Below are 20,453 nucleotides of genomic sequence, written 5' to 3' on the forward strand. Positions count from 1 at the left end.
GTCGGCGATCACAAACCGCGCAGCACCAACCGGTTGAGACGGCTGGCAAAGGCCGCAGGATCTTCCGGCAATTCGCCGTCGAGGATCTGCGCCTGCTCCAGCAACAGGAACGCGATGTCGGACGCTTCACCGCCCGCCGCCTTGTCCGCGCCCGCGATCTTCGCCACCAACGGATGGCGCAGATTGATCTCGAGGATCGGCTTGGTGACGCTGCCGCGATTCTGCATCGCCAGCATGCGTTCGAGTTCGCGATCCGGGCCGGCGCCGCCGGCAACCAGGCACGAGGCTGATGTGGTCAGGCGCGTCGAGACCTTAACGTCGGAGACGCGCTCGCCGAGTGCATCCTTGATGACGGCGATGATCGCGGCCTCGTCGGTCTCGGTCTTCGGCTCGTCCTTGGTCGCTTCGTCGTCGATGCGCGGGATCAGATCGAGATTGACCTCGCCCTGGCTCAGCGACTTCAGCGGCTTGCCGTCGAAATCGAGCGGCGCCGAGCTCCAGAATGCGTCGACCGCGTCGGTCAGCAGCAGCACCTCGATGCCGCGCGACTTGGCGGCTTCCAGCTTCGGATTCGACTTCAGGCGATCGAGGCTGTCGCCGGCAAGATAATAGATCTCGGTCTGGTTCGGCTTCAGGTCGGCGACATAGTCCTTCAGCGAACGCTTCTCTCCGGAGGTCGTAGTGAAGCGCGACAGCGCCAGCAGCTTCTCGCGGCGCTCGAAATCCTCATAGATGCCTTCCTTGATCACCGGGCCGAAGGCGTCCCAGATCTGGGTGAAGGTCTCGGCATCCTTCTCGCTCAGCGTCTCCAGCTCACCGATCACGCGGGTCGCCACGGCCTTCCTGATTTGCGCGAGCTGCGGATTGTTCTGCAACATCTCCCGGGAGAGGTTCAGCGGCAGGTCCTCGGCATCGATGACGCCGCGGATGAAACGCAGATAGGACGGCAACAGGTCCGCATCGTTGGTGATGAAGACGCGACGCACATAGAGCTTCACATGGCCCTTGCGGTTCGGCTCAAACAGGTCGAACGGCTTCTGCGATGGCGCGAACAGCAGCACCGCATAGGAATAGCGGCCCTCGGCACGGTAATGCAGCGTCATCGCCGGTTCGTCATAGGCATGCGCGATGGACTTGTAAGCCGCGCTGTAATCCTCCGGCGTCAGTTCGGACTTGGAGCGCTGCCACAGCGCGCTGGCCGAATTGATCTGGCGCGGCTCGGCATCGCCGTCCTTGAGCATGATCGGAAACTGGATGTTGTCCGAATAGGCGCCGACAATGCGCTCGATCTCGTAAGTTTCGAGATATTTCTTCGCGTCTTCTTTCAGATGCAGCACAATGGAGGTGCCGGTCGGCACGCTCATGCCGTCACTGACCTGGCCGATCTCGAAACCGGCGCCGCCAGTCGAGGTCCAGGTGAAGGCGTCGTGGGTGCCGGCGCGATGGCTGGTGACCACAATCTTCTCAGCAACCATGAAAGCTGCATAGAAACCGACGCCGAATTGGCCGATCAGGTTGGAGCCATCCTTGGCTTCGGTCAGGCGCGACAGGAATGACTTGGTGCCGGATTTCGCGATGGTCCCTAAGTTGTCGATCAGCTCCTGGCGATCCATGCCGATACCGGTATCGACGATCGACAGCGTACCGGCCGCCTTGTCCGGAATGATGGTGATGTTGGGCGACTGGCCGTCGGGGATCAACTGCGGATTGGCGATCGCCTCATAGCGCAGCTTGTCGCAAGCGTCGGACGCATTGGAGACCAGTTCGCGCAGAAAAATGTCGGTCTCGGAATAGACCGAGTGAACCATCAGGTTCAGCAATTCGGCGACTTCGGCCTGGAACGGCTGGGAAACGGGTGCAGCGGTGTCAGTGGTCGTCATGAAAAGTGCCCGATACTGGTAAGGGAGAGATCACGCATATAGCGACGCGGATTTGCCGAGTCCATGGTGCGAACCGATGGTTTCCGCGCGAAAAGGCTGATCGGGAACTGAAACTCGCGACGCTACTTTGAAGCAGCGACCTGCGATGCGAGCAGAGCCGTGGTCGCATCGAGATCGACCAGCGGATAGACCTCGAACTGAGCCGGGATGATATCGGCCCATTCGTTCAGGATGCGATGCAGCACTTCATTGCCATCGACCTTGAACACCGCGACCACGCCGCGGCCGACGCGCGGATAGATGTGCTGGCAGACACCCGACGCCTGATACCCAGCCATCCACGGCCAGAAGCTCTGACGCGCGGCCGCCATGTCGGACGGACGATCTGCGCGCGGATTCGAGATCACCAGAAACAGCATCGCTGATCTCCTGTCGCCGTACTCAGAACGCGTCAGCCCTGCAGCGCACCGTGATAGGCGCTTTCCAGCATGGCCAGGCATTCACGCGCACGCGCCTGCGCGATGTCGTTCGCGGTCTGGGAGATTTCGCGGAGATCGCGGATCGCCAGATCGACGGCGCTCAGCAGATCGATTTCACACTCATCGGCCTGGGGGGCCGCTACACGCATGGGGAAAGGGATAACTACACTCACTGGCACGCCCGCTCTTCACGATTGCAACGCTCGAATCACTCGCGACTCATTTGGCCTGCGAATGGTTAAGCCAATCGGTAGGAAGCAACGGATCTGACGTAAAACTGTCGCGCCGCCGTCAATCCTGCCAGCTCACCGGCGGGATCAGACCGACGGACGGGTCATCGCCAGGGTCATCCGACGGCTGGATCGTGGGCGCTTCGTCCTGTTCGGGCGTCGCGTCGATAATCATGGCCGGCGACGGAAGCTGTGGAACGGCCATGCTCTGCTGCCCGCGCCGATAAGATTCGAATTCGAGCTGTTTGGCGAAATACCGGAACAGGTCAGCCGCGTATTTGCGCTGCTCGGGGCTGGACGCCGAGGCGATCTGGAAGATCAATTCGTCGGACAGTTCCGACGTGGTCGCACCGGTCAGGTCTTCGAGAACGCTCATCACAATGGCTCGGCCTATGAAGCCTTGAGCCTGCACGAGTGTGGTTGATATCGCGTTGTTCGTCAGAGTAATCGGGCGCGCGTGCATAAGCATCACTAATGACGCCCTAATTTGTACCGTTAGGGGGCATCGAACGTCCTGCGGATGCGGCCGCGCATGACCAGACACAATGAGATAGTGCCTGTTGCGCACTCCTGCCGCTTATTCGTGCAAGTCGGCGGAAACCGGCACACGGAAAATTAAGCCACGATTAACCATGACCGGGCAATAACCGGGAGGTAACTGATTGCTGTCAACGGGGATACGACGATGGTCTTGGCAATGAACCGCAGCAGTCATTCTGCGCATGCCAATGCAACCGGAGAGAACGACGATAGCTCCGATATCTCCGCGCTGATCGGGCGGTTGACCGCCGAGGTCAACGAGATCGCCTGCGAGAAGACCAGGTCGATCCAGCACATCACCAACCAGATGAAGATGCTGGCGCTGAACGCGCTGATCGAAAGCTCGCGCGCCGGCGCGCAGGGCGCGGGCTTCGCCGTCGTCGCGCAGGAAGTGCGCAATGTCGGCCAGCAGGTCGAGACCATCGCGCGCGATCTGGAATCCCAGCTCACAGCCCGCACCGGCAGCCTAATGGCCTCGATCGAGAAGATGACCGAACGCTCGCGCGGCGAACGCATGGTCGATCTGTCGCTCAACGCCATCGAGCTGATCGACCGCAATCTCTATGAGCGCACCTGCGACGTCCGCTGGTGGGCAACCGACTCGGCCGTCGTCGATTGCGCAGCCGCACCGAGCGATGCCACCGTCGCCCATGTATCGGAGCGGCTCGCCGTGATCCTCGGCGCCTACACCGTCTATCTCGATCTCTGGCTGTGCGACATGCAGGGCAATGTCATCGCCAGCGGCCGTGGCGATCGTTTCAATGTGATGGGCCAGAATATCGCCGGCACCGCCTGGTTTCGCGACGCCCGTACGCTGCGCTCCGGCGACGACTACACCGCGGGCGACGTCGAGCGCCAGCCGCTCCTGAACAATGCGCAGGTCGCGACCTATTGCGCCAGCGTGCGCGAAGGCGGCAAGGCCAATGGCCGCGCCATCGGCGTGCTCGCGATTCATTTCGACTGGGAAGCCCAGGCGCGCGCCATCGTCGAGGGCGTTCGCGTCGACGACGACAAGACGCGCGTACTTTTGGTGGATTCGAACCTGCGCGTCATCGCCTCGTCCGACGGCCAGGGCCTGCTCACCGAACGCATCCCGCTGGCCTTGAACGGCCGCCGCAGCGGCTTCTATCACGACCGTTCGGGCGGCCTCGTCGCCTTCCATGCCACACCGGGCTATGAGACTTACAAAGGTCTCGGCTGGTACGGCGTGATCATGCGCGGCGCCTAGCAGCACGATCTAGTCAATGACGACTTCGCTGCGATAATCTCCCCTACGCCACGAGCGGGAGACAGCGATGACCGACGTCACTTTCGAACCGGCAATTCCGGTTCTGCGCATCTATGACATTGCTAAAGCGAAGGAGTTCTATGTCGACTTCCTCGGCTTTGCGATCGACTGGGAACATCGTTACGAGCCGAACTCCCCGCTCTACATGCAGGTGTCGCGCGGCGGCGTGAAGCTGCATCTCAGCGAACACTATGGCGACGGCACGCCGGGTAGCGTGGTCTATATCCGCGGCAGCAATATCGCGGCTTTCGCAAAGGAGCTGCATGACAAGCAGGCCCGCTTCGCGCGTCCGAGTCCGACCGATAGGGGCCCAAAGATCACCGACCCGTTCGGCAATGTGCTGCGCTTCGATGACGCGACCAACACGCACTGAGCCCGCCGCTTCAGCCATCGCTGCAACGAGACTTACCCGTTCAGCCAGTTCCGGATCTTCGCGAAGAATCCCGTGTCACGTCGCACGCTGACAGGCCCCACGGCAATTGGCCGCACGGGCTCGCCATCCACGACCGGCGCTGCCCTTGCTGCCGCCAGCGCCATGGGCCCGACCTGCGCGAGGAACGCATGTTCATGGCTGCGCGTCAGCCGCGCCAGCGCGGCGTCAAATGGCAGCCACGCGACTTCGCTGATATCCTTCATCAACTTGCGTGACGGCGCGGCCGCGGCCTCCATGTGCCAGAAATGCACGACCTTGGTCCGTTCACCGAGCGGATAGGCCAGGGCACCGAGATAGTCATGCACCGACGCGGCATGGCCGGTCTCTTCCAGCACCTCGCGCTCGGCCGCATCACGTGGCGTCTCGCCATTGTCGAGCTTGCCTTTCGGAAGCACCCAGTCGCCGCGCTTGCGCAGGCAGACCACGGCAAACAGCGGCGTCTCGCCCCGCTGCACGACAATGCCTCCCGCCGCCATGATGATATCGCGCGCCATGATTGTCCTTAACCGCTAACGCACAAAGACGCCATCGAGGTCATCCTCGATATGAGCATGAATGATGGAATCGAAGTCCAGTTCCGCCTGGAAACCCAGCGCCAGCGCACGTGTGGTATCGAACGTCGTGGGCCATCCGGCAACCATCGCCATCGTGGCGGGATCTGGCACATGCTTGATGCGTGTCACAACACTGTCACCTCCCACACGGCGGAGCGCCGCGATCATGTCGGCGACCGATGCCCGCACGCCGGGCATCATCACCGTGCGGCGTGCGCCGAGCTTGGCGCTTTCGAGCGTCGCACCATGAAGCAGGAACTCCGTCGTTGCGCGCGGACTGGCATGGGTCTGACCTACATCGTCGGTTACCGGCAGCACCGCCTCACGCCCGGCCAGCGGCTCGCGAATGATATTGGAGAAGAAACCCGACGCTGCCGCATTGGGCTTGCCCGGCCGTACGCAGATATTCGGCAGGCGAATTCCGATGCCGTCGAAGAAGCCGCGCCGCGTATAGTCCGCCAGCAGCAATTCGCAGATCGCCTTCTGCGTCCCATAGCTCGACAGCGGCGTGTGAAAGAAATCGTCGGCGATAGGACCGTTATAGGGCGCACCGAAGGTCGCGATGGACGAGGTGTAGACGATGCGAGGGCGATAACCACCCCCCATCGCGCGGATCGCCTCGAACAGATTGTGCGTGCCGTCGAGATTGACTGCGTAGCCCTTGTCGAAATTCTGCTCGGCTTCGCCGGAGACGACCGCAGCAAGATGGAAGATCAGGTCAGGTTTTGACGCCAGCAGTGCTGCGGGCGCATCCGGTTTTGCGAGATCGACCATGATGCTGCGCGCGCCGACCAGATCGCTGGGGACCGCATCGGCCATCGCCAGATCGCCGATTTCCCCACCGCCGACATGACCGTCCTTCAGCAGCCGCTCACACAGCTTGCGGCCGATCATGCCGGCCGCGCCAATCACCAGAACCTTCATTCCTTGATCTTCACTCTTTGGGTGCCGACAGCTTGTAGATCTCCAGCGCGTCGGCATCGGCGCCGCGCACCGCCTTGCCCATGCGGAAGATCTGCGCCGCGAGCGCAGCCATCGGCACCGGCGTCGATGTGTCCTGCGCCACGGCGACGACCGTATCGAGGTCCTTGAGCATCGTGTGGATGTGGCCGAGCGGCGGCGAGTGAATGCCCTGGGCCATGCGCGGCACGAACAATTGCAACGGGATCGAATCCGCAAAACCGCCGGCAAGCGCTTCCGGCAGACGCTTGGCGTCGATACCGGCATTCACCGCGAGGCGTGTCGCTTCGGCCAGCACCGCCATGGCGCAGCCGACGATCACCTGGTTGCAGAGCTTGGTCATCTGCCCGGCGCCGGTCGGCCCCATATGCGTGAAGTTGCGCGCCATCGCCAGAATATAGGGCCTGATACGTTCGACATCGGCGGCCTCGCCGCCGGCCATGATCGCAAGCGTGGCTTCCTCAGCGCCCTTGGTGCCGCCCGACACCGGCGCATCAATCCAGCCCATGCCGTTCGCCGCCTTCAGCCGCGCCGCGATGGACTTCGTCTTATCCGGATGGATCGAGGAGAAATCGACGACGAGCTTGCCATTGCCATCGGCGCCGGACAGACCGTTGTCGCCAAACACGACCTCCTCCACCGCCGATGCATCGGTGAGGCACATGAAGATGATGCTGGCATGAGCGACGACATCACATGGGCTGGCGGCGGCTTTCGCACCGGCCTCGACCAGCGCATTGACCTTGCCGGGCGAGCGATTCCAGACGGCCACATCGTAACCGGCACCGAGCAACCGCTTGGTCATCGGCAGTCCCATCAGACCGAGGCCGAGGTAACCGAGCTTCTCTTTGCCGCCTGCTGAATCCACCATTTTGACGCCGTTGTCCTTCTGCCGCCGAGCCACGCTGCTCGCATCTGCGAGCTATCTACGCTGCGTCCGCAGCCGCAGCAACGATGATATCAACGCCTGCGCAACTGCCAAATGTTGCGCCACAGCACGAATGAATGTTGGGCACGGACCTCGCTTGCCAGAATATTTGAAGCATGAAAGGCTTCAAGACAGTGGGGCTTTTCTTTTGGCCGGGTCTGGCCATCATCAAACGGGAGTGAGCGGGCATGAAGCTGGGTTCTTCGAAGTGGCTGATGGCGGCGGCTCTCGCGGCGGGAGCGGTGTCGGGTGTTGCACAGGCGCAGACGATTCCGACCATCAAGGTCGGCTGGACCATTCCGGCCGAAGAATCCAAATACTGGATGATGAAGCGCCCGACCGAGTTCACCAATCTCGGCAAGACCTATAATATCGAGTGGACCCAGTTTCAGGGCACCTCGCCGATGACGCAGGCGCTCGCCGCCGGCGCATTGGACTGCGCCACCCAGGGCGTGCTGTCGCTCGCCAACGGCGTCAACGGCGGCAACCTCAAGGCCTATATCGTCGCGCAGCACGTGTCGGAAAAGCCCGGCAGCTTCTCGGTCTACTGGGCCGTGAAAGATGACTCGCCGATCAAGACCATCGCCGATCTCAAGGGCAAGAATGTCGGCATCTCCGTCATCGGCGGCGGCACCTATGGTCCGTTCAAGATGCTGCTGAAGGGCGCAGGTGTCGATCCCGAGAAGGACGTCAAACTGATCGAGATCGGCTTCGCAGCCTCGGAAGATGCGCTGCGCCAGGGCCGCGTCGACGCGATCAACATGAACCAGCCATTTGCCGCGCGCATGGAAGCCAAGGGCGGCACGCGCAAGCTGTTCTCGCTGAACGAAGCGATGCCGAACATCGTGCACATCCTTGAAGCCTGCCGCGCCGATTTCGTCGACAAGAACCCCGAACTCGCCAAGGCCTATGTCGCCGACATCACCCTTGGCATGAAGAAGGCGCTGGCCAACCGCGAGGAAACGCTGAAGGTCGTCAACGAAGTCATGAAGGCACCGATCCCGGTGCTGGAGACCTATCTGCTGAAGGAGAACGACTTCGCCCGCGACCCCGGCGCAGCACCGAACTTCCCGGCCATGCAGAAGATGCTCGATATCTACACCGAGGCCGGCATGCTGCCGAAGATGGACGCGATGCAGTTCAAGCACCCGACCATCGTGGCGCCGATCCAGTAGAGCAAGACGCGATATCTCACTATATGATGTCCTGAGGCCACGCCCCGCGGCGTGGCCTCACTGCATTGAACGACAAGACCAAGAAACGGAAAGATACGCCCCATGAAGAAATTGCGATCCCGCGTCACCACCGACGGCCTCGACCGTGCCCCGCACCGCGCTTTCATGCGCGCCATGGGCCTCGACGACGAAGCGATCGCAAAACCCATGATCGGCGTGGTGTCGATGAAGGGCGAGCAGACGCCCTGCAACATGACCCATGACTTTCAGGTCGACGCCGCCAAGACCGGTATTTCCGAAGCCGGCGGCACGCCGCGCGAATTCTCGACCATCTCGGTCTCCGATGCCATCAGCATGAACCATGAGGGCATGAAGTTCTCGCTGCTGTCGCGCGAAATCATCGCCGACAGTATCGAAGCCGTGATGCACGGCCTCGCCTACGACGCACTGATCGGCTTCGGTGGCTGCGACAAGACGTTGCCCGGCGTCATCATGGGCATGGTCCGTTGCAATGTGCCGTCGATCTTCATCTATGGCGGCAGCGCGCTGCCGGGATTACACAAGGGCAAGACGCTGACTGCGCTGGATTCCTATGAAGCCGTCGGCGCCTTCATGACCGGCGACATCGACAAGCAGGAACTGGACGCCATCGAACGCGCGTGCCTGCCGACCATCGGCGCCTGTGCGGGCCAGTTCACCGCCAATACGATGGCGATGGTGTCCGAAGCCCTCGGCATCACGATGCCCAATGTCTCGATGATTCCCGGCGTCTATGCCGAACGCGCGCAATTCGCCCGGCGCGCCGGACGTCTGGTGATGGACATGCTGCGCAACGATGGCCCGCTGCCGCGCGACATCGTTACGCGCAAATCGCTGGAGAACGGCGCCGCCATCGTGGCCGCCACCGGTGGATCGACAAACGCGGCGCTGCATCTGCCGGCCATCGCCAACGAGGCCGGCATCAAATTTACCATCGACGATGTCGGCGAGGTGTTCGCGCGCACGCCGCTGATCGGCAATCTGCGGCCGGGCGGCAAATATGTGGCCAAGGATGTCTACGATATCGGCGGCACGGCGGTCGTCATTCGTGCACTGGTCGAGAGCGGCCATATCGACGGCTCCTGCCTGACCATCACCGGCCGAACCATCGCGGAAGAATACGGCAACGCCAACAAGGCCGATGGCGAGATCATCTACTCCTCAGCAAAGCCGATCATGCCCGATGGCGGCGTCGCGGTGTTGAAGGGCAACCTGTCCCCCGATGGCGCAGTGATCAAGGTCGCCGGTCTGAAGAAAACAGTGTTCGAGGGCACGGCGCGCGTGTTCGAGGACGAGGAGAGCTGCGTCGCCGCGGTGAAGGATCGCAGCTACAAGGAAGGCGATGTGCTCGTCATCCGCAATGAAGGTCCGGTCGGCGGCCCCGGTATGCGCGAGATGCTCGGGGTCACCGCGCTCATCTACGGCCAGGGCATGGGCGAGAAGGTCGCGCTGATCACCGACGGCCGTTTCTCCGGCGCGACACGCGGCATGTGTATCGGCTACGTCTCGCCGGAAGCCTATATCGGCGGCCCCCTCGCGCTGGTGCGCGACGGTGACAAGATCCGCATCGACGCGCCGGCGCGGCGACTGGATCTGATGATCAGTGATGCCGAACTCGCCGCACGCAAGGCCGCATGGACCCAGCGTCCGCCACGTCACCGCGCCGGTGCGCTGGCGAAATATGCCAAGCTCGTCGGACAGGCGCCCGGCGGCGCCGTGACGCATGACGGCGGCGCGGAATGGCCGTGGTTTGAGTGAGTGGTGGTTTGAAGAAGTCGTCGTTCCAATAAGTCAACTTGGCACCGGCAGTGCGCTCCTTCTCCCCGCACCGCGCGGGGAGAAGGTCGGGATGAGGGGCAAGGCAACGGCCTATCATCTCGCATGGTCTATCGGGTCGGGATCGGTGCGAACCGTGAGTGCGATTGTGCGACGACTACAGCACGCCACCCCTCACCCGCCGCGAAGACGCGGCGACCTCTCCCCGTAAAGAACGGGGAGAGGTTAGGGAAGCTCCGCGGTCGCGGCCCTGAGCTCATCCGCCGTCGCCGCCTTCAGCCCAACCGCCCCGATCGCGCATCGCGCGGCTGCAACCAGATCCTGATTGCCTTTGGCGCGGCAGCCATCCGGCAGCAATTCGTTGTTCTCAAAGCCGACGCGGATATGGCCGCCGAGCAATGCGCCCGCGGTGACGCAGGCCGTCTCCTGCGCACCGAAGGCGCAGACACTCCAGTGTTCGAATGTTGGCGCACCGGGCGCGACGAACGGCAGCAGATCGGCCGGGTGTGACGTCTGCCCCGCCGTATAACGGCCGAGCACGAACAACACCGGCAGCTTCTCGAACGGCACTAGCCCGCGCTTGCGAAACTCGGCCAGCCGCGCAGCATCCTGCGCATCGTAGAGAATGATTTGCGGTGTCACGCGCTCGCGCTTCATCCAGCCGAGCAGATCGGCGAAGGCCTGCTCCTCGCTGGCATCGGGCACCAGTTCGCGCAGCGCCAGCGACGCCGCTTCCGGCTTCACCGCCTGCACCACCGCGCGCTGCTGCGCTGGTGTGTATTTGCCGAGCGCCTCGGAGGTGATCTGGATGACGAGCCTGTCGCCCACTGCACTGCGAATTGCCGCGATGGCGTCCCGATAGGCCTCCGCATCGAGCAGGTGACTGCCGTCGGGATGACGTACATGGGCATGGATCATCGCCGCGCCTGCCTCAAGGCAATGCGCAGCCGTCACCGCCAACTCCGCCGGCGTCAGCGGCACGGCGGGATGGTCGGCCTTGACCTTGCGGCCGCCGTTAGGGGCGACCGCAATGGCAACGGGTGACATGATTTACGGAATCGCTGCGATGACGGCGATCTCGACCTTGATGGCGGGGTCGGCGAGCTTCGACTCGACGCAGGCGCGCGCTGGGCCAACGTCGGGCACCCAGGCATCCCACACCGTGTTCATGGCATCGCGGTCATTGATATTCGGCAGCCAGACGGTGGCGCTGAGGATGTTGTTCTTGTCGGTACCGGCTTCCTTGAGGAGCGCGTCGATCTTGTCGAGCACCTGCTTGGTCTGCGTCTTGACGTCGCCCGAATATTCATCGGGCACCTGGCCGGCGAGATAGACGGTGTTGCCATGGATGGAAGCCTGGCTGAGACGCTTGCCGGGACCGAGACGCTTGATCATGCAGAAGTCTTTCATTGAGTGTGGAACGGAGTGACCCGGGCGCGACCATCCCCGCTCGGAACTGGCCCGTCAAGCCCATGACGTCACACGGCACAAGTGGCCCCGCGTGGACCACGTCCACTATTCCGCGGCGCGGGCCCGCTTCACGGCATCGTCCATCAACGCCTTTGGCGCTGGCAGCCGCAACCGGCGGCCATGCTGCAGATAGAGCAGCGCGACACGCTTCGGATCGGACAGGTTCCAGATTTCGACCGCGGGCAGCCGCCCCACCAGCGTCACGGACGGCCGATGCGCGATGACATGGGACAGGATCGCGGACTTCGGCCCCTTCTTGAATTTCCGGCGCACTTTGCGCGCGGCATTCTCATTGGCCGCCTGCCAGCGGATCTTGGGTCCGCGGCGACGGTTCAGAAGCCATGAAAAGATTCGCAAAAGGAATGGCATACGGCTTTTCTTTTTGCCCGGTTGCAGCGACGCTGGCGCGGTCGCGCACTCATTCTCTTAGAACGGATCATCGACAGGGGTAAAGCGGCGCGATCAAGGCGAAACGTCGCGATGCCATAGAGAATGAAGCATTCTCTCGGGAATGACGCGTTCTCCTGGGGGAACGACGCGTTTCACGGGATATACGCGACCCTCGAATCAGGAATAGACCTGCACAATGTCCGTTCCCGCCGGCGCCTCGCGTCAATCGAAAAATCAGCCAGACGTGTTCCAGACCTCGGATGCATTGTCCGTGCTGCATTCGGTGTTCGGTCTGCCGGGTTTTCGCGGTGCACAGGAAGATATCGTTCGCCACGTGACCGATGGCGGCAATTGCCTGGTGCTGATGCCGACCGGCGGCGGCAAGTCGCTGTGTTACCAGTTGCCATCCTTGCTGCGCCCGGGCTGCGGCATCGTCGTGTCGCCTTTGATTGCGCTGATGCGCGATCAGGTCGCGGGCCTGCTTGAGGCGGGCGTCAAGGCGGCGGTGCTGAATTCCACCCTGTCTTGGGACGAAGCCAACGAGGTCGAGCGGCAATTGCTCGCCGGAGAACTGGACCTTCTCTACGTCGCCCCTGAACGTCTGGTCACGCCGCGCTGTCTGTCGATGCTCGGCCGCGCCAAGATCGCCCTGTTCGCCATCGACGAGGCGCATTGCGTCGCGCAATGGGGCCACGATTTCCGGCCCGAATATATCGGCCTCTCGGTCATCGCCGAACGGTTCCCGAACATTCCGCGCATTGCGCTGACCGCAACCGCCGACGATCTGACCCGGCAGGAGATCGTGCAACGCCTCCGCCTGGAAGACGCACCGAATTTCGTGGCGAGCTTCGACCGGCCCAACATCAAATACGAGATCGTCGACAAGACCAACGCACAGAAGCAGTTGCAGGCTTTCATCAGCGACCGGCATTCCGGCGAGGCCGGCGTGGTCTATTGCCTGTCGCGTGCCAAGGTCGAGGACACCGCAGCCGCATTGAACAAGGCCGGAATCCTCGCGCTGCCCTATCACGCCGGGCTCGACGCACGCCTGCGTGAGACCAATCAGGATCGCTTCATCAATGAAGACGGCGTGGTGATCGTCGCCACCGTCGCCTTCGGCATGGGCATCGACAAGCCCGACGTGCGCTTCGTCTGCCATCTCGATCTGCCGAAGAGCATCGAGGCCTATTATCAGGAAACCGGCCGCGCCGGCCGCGACGGCAAGCCGTCGAATGCGTGGATGGCCTATGGTCTTTCCGACATCGTGCAGCAGCGCCGCATGATCGACGAGTCCACGGGATCCGAGACCTTCAAGCGCGTCTCCATCGGCAAGCTCGACGCGCTGGTCGGCCTCGCCGAGACCGTCGATTGCCGGCGCACCCGACTGCTGGGTTATTTCGGCGAAGAGGCGACCGGCACGCGCTGCGGCAATTGCGACAATTGCCTCTCGCCGCCGAAAGTCTGGAACGGCAGCGTCGCCGCGCAGAAGCTGTTGTCCTGTGCCTATCGCACCGGGCAGAAATTCGGCGCCATGCATCTGGTGGACGTGCTGATCGGTCGCCTCACCGACAAGGTCAAGCAATTCGGCCATGACAAGCTGTCGGTATTCGGCATCGGCGGCGAACTCGCCGAGAAACAATGGCGCGCCGTGATGCGGCAACTGGTGGCGCGCGGCTTTCTCTATGCGGATGCGGACGCGTTCAATGCGCTGAAGCTCACCGAAGAAGCGCGCGGTGTGCTCAAGGGCGAGATCGAGCTGATGTTCCGCGAGGAGACCGGCGGCACCGGCCGTGCCCCGCGCAGCAAATCCCGCCGCGGCGATCTCGCGGCACCGCGCAGCGACAACGCCAATCCCGATCTGCTCGCCGTGCTGCGTGCCTGGCGCTCCGAAGTCGCGAAGAAGCGCAACGTCCCGGCCTATGTCGTGCTGCACGACGCCACCATCGATGGCATCGCCAGCGAACATCCCACCACGCTCGACCAGCTCCGCGAAATCCCGGGGATCGGCGACAAGAAGCTGGAGCATTACGGCGCGGAGATCCTCGCTTTGGTGAATGCGACGCCGGGACGATAGCGGGCGATCGAAGCCACCGATGTCTATCGGGCGGGCTTGTAACCCTTGATGACGGACTCCGACTTCTTCAGGGCCGCCACAAGTTCCGCCCCGGTCATCAATGCAGTCGTCTGGCTGGACTTGATGGCGCCGCCCGCCGCAATCGCGACGGCGATAGCCGCCATGCTCTCGATATCCGGCACATCGGCGATCAGCATCACGTCATATTCGCCCAGGCAATACCAACCTCCGATCAATGTTCCTCCGACCGCCTCCGTCGTCTGCCGTCCAACGGATTCAACGCGGTTCTGCGGATTCTTCATTTGCGCGGCCCATGATTCCGGCGTGTAGGCAGCCTGATACATATAGAGCGGCATGTTCGACCTCCATCAGCCGGGATTGTCCTGACCTTTCACCGGGAGAAGAGCGCGAGCTTCGCCATTTTCACGGCACGGCCTAACTCTATTCGCGCGATGATACCGGCAGCGATCTGCATGGTGGCGCCGATTGCCCAGCTCAAACAGATGATGCCAGCCGTCCTAGGGCGCACGGTTTCACCCAGAATGATACTGGAGACTGACGTGATCGCCGTCACCGATGTGATGAAGGTACCGGCCGCAGTGAGCAGCTCCACCATATCCGCACTGTTGCCCAGCCCGCGCCATAGCGGCAGATGCATGCGGTAATCGGCAGGAACCTGGGGCAGATCGATTCCGAGATAGAAGCCGGTAGCCCCGTAAATGATCATGGCGAACACGACTTCACCCGAGCCAATGACCTCGATGAAGCGGCCAACCTCGGCAACGAACAGCCCGCAGGCAGCCCCAACCAAAGCGAGTCCGGTCCGTTCGAGAATGTGCGCCAACCTGCTGAGGGTCGAGCGGGTGTGCCACGATGCGCTGGGCTTGATGATCATGTGATCCTCGTCTGCCCATGAGCCCTTCGAGGAGGAGTTTTGAAGGCCGCCCTCCGCAATAACAAGCAGGAGTGCTTACCTAAATCGAGTGGGGTGGCGGTAGCTGCTTCGGTGACGTGGAAACACACGCTCGCATTCTCGCGGCGCTTGCGCGTCCGAGTTTTGCGCATTCCTTCCCACCCTCAATCAAGAGGGCGTGCGGAACGCCGGGTGCCCGTTGCACCCTTGGGCCTGATGCGATGCGGTCTTCCGCAATCTAGAGTGCATCAGGACTTTCGGAGGCGCCGAGCAAGTGCCCGACGTTCCGCATACGGTGTTTTTTCGGTTGCCTGCACATCTGCCATGGCGAACGGTCCCATCACCAAAATTAATGTCCCAGGGCGGAGGGACAGGGTAGCCGCAAAGCACTTGGCCGAACGCGTTTCGATTTGGTCGTCCGTCACACTGTCCAGGGATCTTTCCATCTCAAGGTCGGCCGTCTCCTTGCCAGTGGCAGTGCTGGCGCAGATCCGTCCTGCCCGAAGACAGACGTCACCCATGAACCGCGTAACGCCGCATCTCCGGCGTCCACCGCATCCAGCCCCGCGAACGTGACGATCGCGCTCGCCCCTCTCATCGAGGTCGGACAAGGGAGATAATAATCCTTGTAGGGATGTTGTCAACAAAGAATAGGAAAAAATGTTGGGGCGCTGTCTGCCGCCTCCAACTCGTCATTCCCCGGCAAACCAATTGGTTTGCCTGAGGGCGGGACCGACGCCGCAGGCGACGGGACCGAGCCTCAGCCACTCCACTTGGAGTGGCTGAGAATCCCGACCTGTTTTGCGCTGAACATCTCGGGATTCCGGGTTCGCGTCCGGCAAGTGCCGGCCGCGCCCCGGAATGACAAGCGTGGGTCGGGACTCCCCGGCATCGAACAATACGTATGACGCGAATACCGCCAAAGGCGCCAAAACCGCTGATTTCATAAGTATCCGGCTACGCGACGAAACAAATCTCCGCTTCCACGAAACAATTTTCTACACGGACGCCATCGGCTGGAAACCGGCCGGGACTACACCTCCATGCAACAAGTAGCCGCGTAGACGGCAGGAGGCCGCCATGAACCACTCGATCCACAGCGCAGACCGCAGCACGCATCTGAAGATCGTCGTTGTCGCCCTGGTTGCCGGCATCGCGGTTGCAGGTTTCGGCATTGCCGCCCGCACAGGCACCAGCGACGGCACCCAGACGGCCCGAGTCATCAAGGCCGGTCAGCCGACTGCGCTCACCAGTTCGAACACGACGGCGGTTCGTTGATTGTCGCATCAGGACACCGGACCGGTTTGACATAAATTAGCGTGATGTGCCGGTGATGCCGGCGCACCGCGCGTTTCAACCTTGGCACCCTCGACAGCCCTTCTGCCCTGCCATAGTAAATCCTTGAGCGCATCGACGCGCCCGAAGATGCAGGACAGACCTTTGACTGTGACAGATGTGGCGCCGGGTGCAGGCGAAGCCAACAGCACCATTCGTCAGGCTTCCGCGACGAGCCCCCAAACTGCAACCGACGCGATCATCAATTCCTATGCCGGCCGATCGATGCCTATCGATCATCTGCGGACCTTCGTCACGCCCGAGATGAATTTCGCGACGCGCACCATCAAGGCTGGCGCGCCGGTGCGTCCGCTGGCTTACGGCAAGCGCACACTGCCGGACTTTCCGATCGTCTCCAATGGCGCGAGTTACGACATCTACGACTATATTTCGCGCAACCGCGTCGCCGGAATTCTGGTGATAAAGGACGACGAGGTTCTGCTCGAACATTACGATCTCGGTATCGAGGCATCGACACGCTGGCTGTCGATGTCAATGGCGAAATCCTTCAGCACTACGCTGGTGGGCGCCGCCATCCAGGACGGGTATATCAAGAGCGTCGACGATCCGCTGGTGACTTATCTTCCCGAATTTTCCGGCACCGCCTTCGAGGGTGTCAGCGTGAAGACGCTGATGCAGATGACGTCAGGTGTGCGCTGGAGCGACGACCAGACCGACGCACAGTCCGAACGCCGCAAGCTGCTCGAATTGCAGGTGGCCCAGCAGCCCGGCGCCATCATGCGCTACATGGCGGAGCGTCCGCGCGCCGCGGCGCCCGGCACGCAATGGTGCTACTCGACCGGCGACACCCATGTGGTCGGCGCGCTGGTGAAGGCGGCCACCGGCAAATGGCTGAGCGATTATCTCTCGGAGAAGATCTGGTCGAAGCTCGGCATGGAAGCCGATGGATGCTGGTGGCTGGAAGCGCCGGGCGGACTGGAAGTCGCCGGCAGCGGGATGTTTGCCACCCTGCGCGACTATGCACGCTTCGGCCGTTTCATTCTCGATGACGGCGTGATCGATGGCACCCGCGTGCTGCCGGAAGGCTGGGTCCGCGAGGCCGGGTCCTCACGCCAGATCAACGGCCAGCGCGTCGATTACGGCTATATGTGGTGGATCGTGCCGGCGCCCGACGGCACGCTCGACGACGGCGCCTTCGTCGCGCGCGGCATTTTCGGCCAGATGCTGTACATCAATCCGAAACAGCGCGTGATCTGCGTCGTGCTGAGCGCACGCTCAAAACCGACGACGCTGAACGCGCCGATTCTGGACAATGATTTCTTCAATGCGGTGGTGAAGGCGCTGAAGTGAGCGGCCCCTGTTTGTCGTCACCCGGCTTGACCGGGTGACCCAGTAAACCAAGGCCTCGGCAATTCGGCCTCTACAATGGGCAACGAGCACCGGCAGCGTTTACTGGATCGCCCGGTCAAGCCGGGCGATGACATGAAGAGAGGTGCGCCAATCGGTTTATGCCCTACCCCACCTTGCTCCGCTTCGCCTGAGCCGCGACGCTCAGCTCGGGCCAGTCTTGCGCGATGGCCTCGATCAGCCAGTTGCGATAGCGGCGGATCAGCGGCGCATCCCAGCGGTCGGCGCGGGTGATCAAGTAATAGATGCCGTCCGAATAAGGTTGAAAGCTCGCATTGTCTTTTCCAATCTCGACGAGGCGGCCGGATTCCAGCTCATGCGCAACCACCATATGGTTGGACAGCGCGACGCCGCGGCCGTGGATCGCAGCGTCGAGCGTCATGTGGCCCTGCCACAGGCGAGGACCACCGAGGTCGAGTTCGTCATAGATGCCGTGCGCCGCCAGCCAGTGCGCCCAGCTGTCGAAGTCCTCTTCATGCAGCAGGCGCTGGTTCAGCAGATCGCGCGGCGTCTCGATCGCCGGCATTGAGGCCAGGTAGGCCGGGCTGGCCACCGCGACGATCGGCACACGCGCCGCCTCGATGCAACGCAGGCCGGGGGCGAGCTGCAGCGGATTGCCATAGACCGACTCGAAGCGGATATCGATATCCGTCTCGTGCGAGGCGAAATCCGGCCGGCGATCGGTGGGGCGTAGCTCGATATCGACGTCGCGATTGGCCTTCTCGAACAATCCGATCTTGCGCGACATCCAGTGCAGCGCGAAGCCCGGCGCGCACCAGATCAGCAGGCGATGATTGTCACCGCGCCGCATCAGGTCGATGGTGGCATCGGCGATGGCATCCATCGCCGCCGCAATATGCCGGTGATAACGCACGCCGTCATCGGTCAGCGAGATGCTCGATGAGGTCCGGTCGATCAACTTGGTGCCAGTCCATGATTCCAGCGTGCGCAGATGCCGGCTGATCACCGCGTGATCACGCCCGAGGCTCTGCGCCGCGCGGCGCACGCCGCCGAGCCGTGCCACCGCATCGAAGGCACGCAGCGCCTCGAAAGGCGGGATCGACTTGCGCGACGGCGGGTTCAGCGCCGGGGCCGGCGCAGCTCCGGCGTCGTCCATCACGACAGGATTGGGGCCTGGACTGGAGACCGGCTTCATCATCCATCCACATTCGGTTGGCGGCACGACCGCCAAGCGGATCGTCCCAACGAGACAAGCATTCAGCGAAGCAAGAGACATGCCGGTGTGCGCAGAGGCAAGTCGGCAGGGCTGCGGCAAGATGGCAGTCTAGCACGGTGCGCCCGGTGCACCACCATGCCCCTCATTGGCATCTTCCGGGTCATCTTGATGGCGTTACCCTCGTGAGGTCTAACGATGGCTCATCGCGCGCTGCGCGGCGGCCGCTGCATGGGGATCACGACGCTGACCGACCTGTTTCAACGGCCACCCTACCGCGACCCGCTCCATCCCGGCGGCCCCCTGCTGCCACGCTCCGGCTGGAGCCGGGCGCCGATGCATCGTTGGACCTTCCAGCACATCCGCGAGATGACGCCGACCGCGCAGGTCTGGCGCGGGCCGGGCCCGGTCATGCCGATGCGCGAGAATTTGCAGGCGCTCGATACGGTTGCTTTCAGCTTTGACGGCCGCGATCTCAGTTTCGAGAGCTTTCTGACGGACAACGCCACCGACGGCATGCTGGTGCTGCACCGTGGCGCCATCGTCTATGAGCGCTACTTCAACGATATGAAGCCGCACAGCCAACACCTGTCGATGTCGATGGCGAAATCGATGGTCGGTATGGTGGCCGGCATTCTCACCGACCGTGGCGTGCTCGATCCCAAGGCGCCGGTGACGCACTATCTGCCCGAGCTCGCGCGCACCGCCTATAGCGGCGCGACTGTGCAGCACGTGCTCGACATGACAACGGGCGTCGTGTTCGACGAATCCTACACCACGCCCGGCTCGCATATGGTGAAGCTCGGCTATGCCTGCGGCTGGCGCGTCAACGATCAGCCGGACTACCCGCGCACCATGTGGGAGCTGATCCTGACGCTGACCGAACAGGACCGTCCGCACGGCGCCCTGTTCCAGTATCGCTCCATCGAGACCGACGTGCTCGGCTTCATCCTCGAACGTGCCACCGCAACTTCGCTCTCCGAATTGGTCAGCCGGGAATTATGGGCGCCGATGGGCGCGCAGGAGGACGGCTATTTCACTGTCGACCACGGCGGCTTCGCGCTGGCCGATGGCGGCTTCTGTGCAAGCCTGCGCGACTATGGCCGCTTCGCGCAGATGATCATCAATGGCGGGCGGTCCAGCGATCGTCAGGTGATCCCGAAAGCGTGGATCGACGACACCCGCAACAACGGCAACACCGAACTGTTCCAGGGCTTCTTCCGCGAGACGCTGCCGGAGGGCGCCTATCACAACAAATGGTGGATCGAGGATCCCCGGGGGCGCGCCATGCTGGCACGCGGCATCTTCGGGCAATTGATCTATATCGATCCGGAATCCGAATTTGCTTTCGTCAAGCTCTCGACCTGGCCCGAGGTCACCAGCGTGCCCCGCGCCCGCGAGGCCGTCGCCGCCGCGCATGCGATCCGCGATGCGCTCACACGATAAC

21 protein-coding genes are annotated in these 20,453 nt (G+C 62.6%); 8 read left to right on the forward strand and 13 right to left on the reverse strand.

What is annotated here, in order from left to right:
* Window positions 1–8: 8 nt before the first annotated feature.
* The 4 genes from htpG to AB8A50_RS19175 form a co-directional block, all read right to left on the reverse strand.
* A complete protein-coding gene (gene htpG / locus AB8A50_RS19160; protein WP_439078607.1) occupies window positions 9–1,880 on the reverse strand; it encodes a molecular chaperone HtpG in 1,872 nt (623 codons plus the stop codon).
* 122 nt (window positions 1,881–2,002) lie between these two features.
* The gene (locus AB8A50_RS19165; RefSeq protein WP_093757559.1) at window positions 2,003–2,299 is read right to left on the reverse strand and encodes a DUF3303 family protein; all 297 of its coding nucleotides are present in this window, start codon (window positions 2,297–2,299) and stop codon (window positions 2,003–2,005) included.
* Window positions 2,300–2,331: 32 nt separating this feature from the next.
* The gene (locus AB8A50_RS19170; protein ID WP_210269243.1) at window positions 2,332–2,508 is read right to left on the reverse strand and encodes a hypothetical protein; all 177 of its coding nucleotides are present in this window, start codon (window positions 2,506–2,508) and stop codon (window positions 2,332–2,334) included.
* A gap of 142 nt (window positions 2,509–2,650) precedes the next feature.
* Window positions 2,651–2,965 (reverse strand): hypothetical protein, encoded by a 315-nt coding sequence (locus AB8A50_RS19175; protein WP_089267817.1) that lies wholly within the window; start codon window positions 2,963–2,965, stop codon window positions 2,651–2,653.
* A gap of 309 nt (window positions 2,966–3,274) precedes the next feature.
* Here AB8A50_RS19175 and AB8A50_RS19180 point away from each other — a divergent pair, with 309 nt between their 5' ends.
* Together AB8A50_RS19180 and AB8A50_RS19185 are read left to right on the forward strand one after the other, a co-directional pair.
* Entirely contained in the window at window positions 3,275–4,357 is a 1,083-nt protein-coding gene (locus AB8A50_RS19180; RefSeq protein ID WP_439078608.1) for a methyl-accepting chemotaxis protein, read from the forward strand.
* A 67-nt stretch (window positions 4,358–4,424) separates the two neighbouring features.
* Window positions 4,425–4,790, forward strand: coding sequence for a glyoxalase superfamily protein (locus tag AB8A50_RS19185; protein WP_439074399.1), 366 nt, complete (start codon window positions 4,425–4,427; stop codon window positions 4,788–4,790).
* A gap of 32 nt (window positions 4,791–4,822) precedes the next feature.
* On the opposite strand, the gene AB8A50_RS19190 is transcribed toward AB8A50_RS19185, so the two are convergent.
* Genes AB8A50_RS19190 through AB8A50_RS19200 form a run of 3 tightly spaced genes read right to left on the reverse strand, consistent with a single transcriptional unit; the run spans window position 4,823 to window position 7,235 of the window.
* Window positions 4,823–5,344 carry an NUDIX hydrolase gene (locus AB8A50_RS19190; RefSeq protein WP_089267820.1) on the reverse strand — a complete coding sequence of 174 codons (522 nt, stop codon included), beginning with the start codon at window positions 5,342–5,344 and terminating at the stop codon, window positions 4,823–4,825.
* Window positions 5,345–5,359: 15 nt separating this feature from the next.
* A complete protein-coding gene (denD, locus tag AB8A50_RS19195) occupies window positions 5,360–6,328 on the reverse strand; it encodes a D-erythronate dehydrogenase (RefSeq protein WP_439078609.1) in 969 nt (322 codons plus the stop codon).
* A 10-nt stretch (window positions 6,329–6,338) separates the two neighbouring features.
* A complete protein-coding gene (locus AB8A50_RS19200) occupies window positions 6,339–7,235 on the reverse strand; it encodes an NAD(P)-dependent oxidoreductase (protein ID WP_439078610.1) in 897 nt (298 codons plus the stop codon).
* Between the two features lie 272 nt (window positions 7,236–7,507).
* On the opposite strand from AB8A50_RS19200, the gene AB8A50_RS19205 reads away from it, so the two are divergent.
* Together AB8A50_RS19205 and ilvD are read left to right on the forward strand one after the other, a co-directional pair.
* Window positions 7,508–8,467 (forward strand): ABC transporter substrate-binding protein, encoded by a 960-nt coding sequence (locus tag AB8A50_RS19205; protein ID WP_244499677.1) that lies wholly within the window; start codon window positions 7,508–7,510, stop codon window positions 8,465–8,467.
* A gap of 102 nt (window positions 8,468–8,569) precedes the next feature.
* A complete protein-coding gene (gene ilvD / locus AB8A50_RS19210; protein ID WP_439078611.1) occupies window positions 8,570–10,264 on the forward strand; it encodes a dihydroxy-acid dehydratase in 1,695 nt (564 codons plus the stop codon).
* Between the two features lie 243 nt (window positions 10,265–10,507).
* Here the strand turns inward: ilvD and AB8A50_RS19215 are convergent, their stop codons facing one another.
* From AB8A50_RS19215 to AB8A50_RS19225, 3 genes are all read right to left on the reverse strand, one after another.
* Entirely contained in the window at window positions 10,508–11,329 is an 822-nt protein-coding gene (locus AB8A50_RS19215) for a 3-keto-5-aminohexanoate cleavage protein (protein WP_439078612.1), read from the reverse strand.
* A 3-nt stretch (window positions 11,330–11,332) separates the two neighbouring features.
* Window positions 11,333–11,677, reverse strand: coding sequence for a RidA family protein (locus AB8A50_RS19220; protein ID WP_089267869.1), 345 nt, complete (start codon window positions 11,675–11,677; stop codon window positions 11,333–11,335).
* A gap of 120 nt (window positions 11,678–11,797) precedes the next feature.
* A complete protein-coding gene (locus AB8A50_RS19225) occupies window positions 11,798–12,121 on the reverse strand; it encodes a hypothetical protein (protein WP_439078613.1) in 324 nt (107 codons plus the stop codon).
* A 217-nt stretch (window positions 12,122–12,338) separates the two neighbouring features.
* Here AB8A50_RS19225 and recQ point away from each other — a divergent pair, with 217 nt between their 5' ends.
* A complete protein-coding gene (gene recQ / locus AB8A50_RS19230; protein ID WP_439078614.1) occupies window positions 12,339–14,216 on the forward strand; it encodes a DNA helicase RecQ in 1,878 nt (625 codons plus the stop codon).
* Between the two features lie 23 nt (window positions 14,217–14,239).
* Here recQ and AB8A50_RS19235 read toward each other — a convergent pair whose 3' ends face one another.
* Together AB8A50_RS19235 and AB8A50_RS19240 are read right to left on the reverse strand one after the other, a co-directional pair.
* Window positions 14,240–14,572, reverse strand: a complete 333-nt coding sequence (locus AB8A50_RS19235) for a GYD domain-containing protein (protein WP_116659949.1) — start codon at window positions 14,570–14,572, stop codon at window positions 14,240–14,242.
* A 35-nt stretch (window positions 14,573–14,607) separates the two neighbouring features.
* Window positions 14,608–15,111: a hypothetical protein gene (locus AB8A50_RS19240; RefSeq protein WP_210269244.1), complete on the reverse strand. Its 504-nt coding sequence runs from the start codon at window positions 15,109–15,111 to the stop codon at window positions 14,608–14,610.
* 1,098 nt (window positions 15,112–16,209) lie between these two features.
* Between AB8A50_RS19240 and AB8A50_RS19245 the strand changes: the two genes are divergently transcribed.
* Complete coding sequence (locus AB8A50_RS19245; protein WP_089263559.1) at window positions 16,210–16,407, forward strand: hypothetical protein; 198 nt, start codon at window positions 16,210–16,212, stop codon at window positions 16,405–16,407.
* A 168-nt stretch (window positions 16,408–16,575) separates the two neighbouring features.
* A complete protein-coding gene (locus tag AB8A50_RS19250; protein ID WP_439079998.1) occupies window positions 16,576–17,775 on the forward strand; it encodes a serine hydrolase domain-containing protein in 1,200 nt (399 codons plus the stop codon).
* A gap of 163 nt (window positions 17,776–17,938) precedes the next feature.
* On the opposite strand, the gene AB8A50_RS19255 is transcribed toward AB8A50_RS19250, so the two are convergent.
* Complete coding sequence (locus AB8A50_RS19255) at window positions 17,939–18,988, reverse strand: LysR substrate-binding domain-containing protein (protein ID WP_439078615.1); 1,050 nt, start codon at window positions 18,986–18,988, stop codon at window positions 17,939–17,941.
* A 249-nt stretch (window positions 18,989–19,237) separates the two neighbouring features.
* Between AB8A50_RS19255 and AB8A50_RS19260 the strand changes: the two genes are divergently transcribed.
* Window positions 19,238–20,452: a serine hydrolase domain-containing protein gene (locus AB8A50_RS19260; RefSeq protein WP_439079999.1), complete on the forward strand. Its 1,215-nt coding sequence runs from the start codon at window positions 19,238–19,240 to the stop codon at window positions 20,450–20,452.
* Window position 20,453 lies beyond the last annotated feature (1 nt).

The organism is Tardiphaga sp. 841_E9_N1_2 (assembly GCF_051811065.1).
Classification (GTDB): domain Bacteria; phylum Pseudomonadota; class Alphaproteobacteria; order Rhizobiales; family Xanthobacteraceae; genus Tardiphaga; species Tardiphaga robiniae.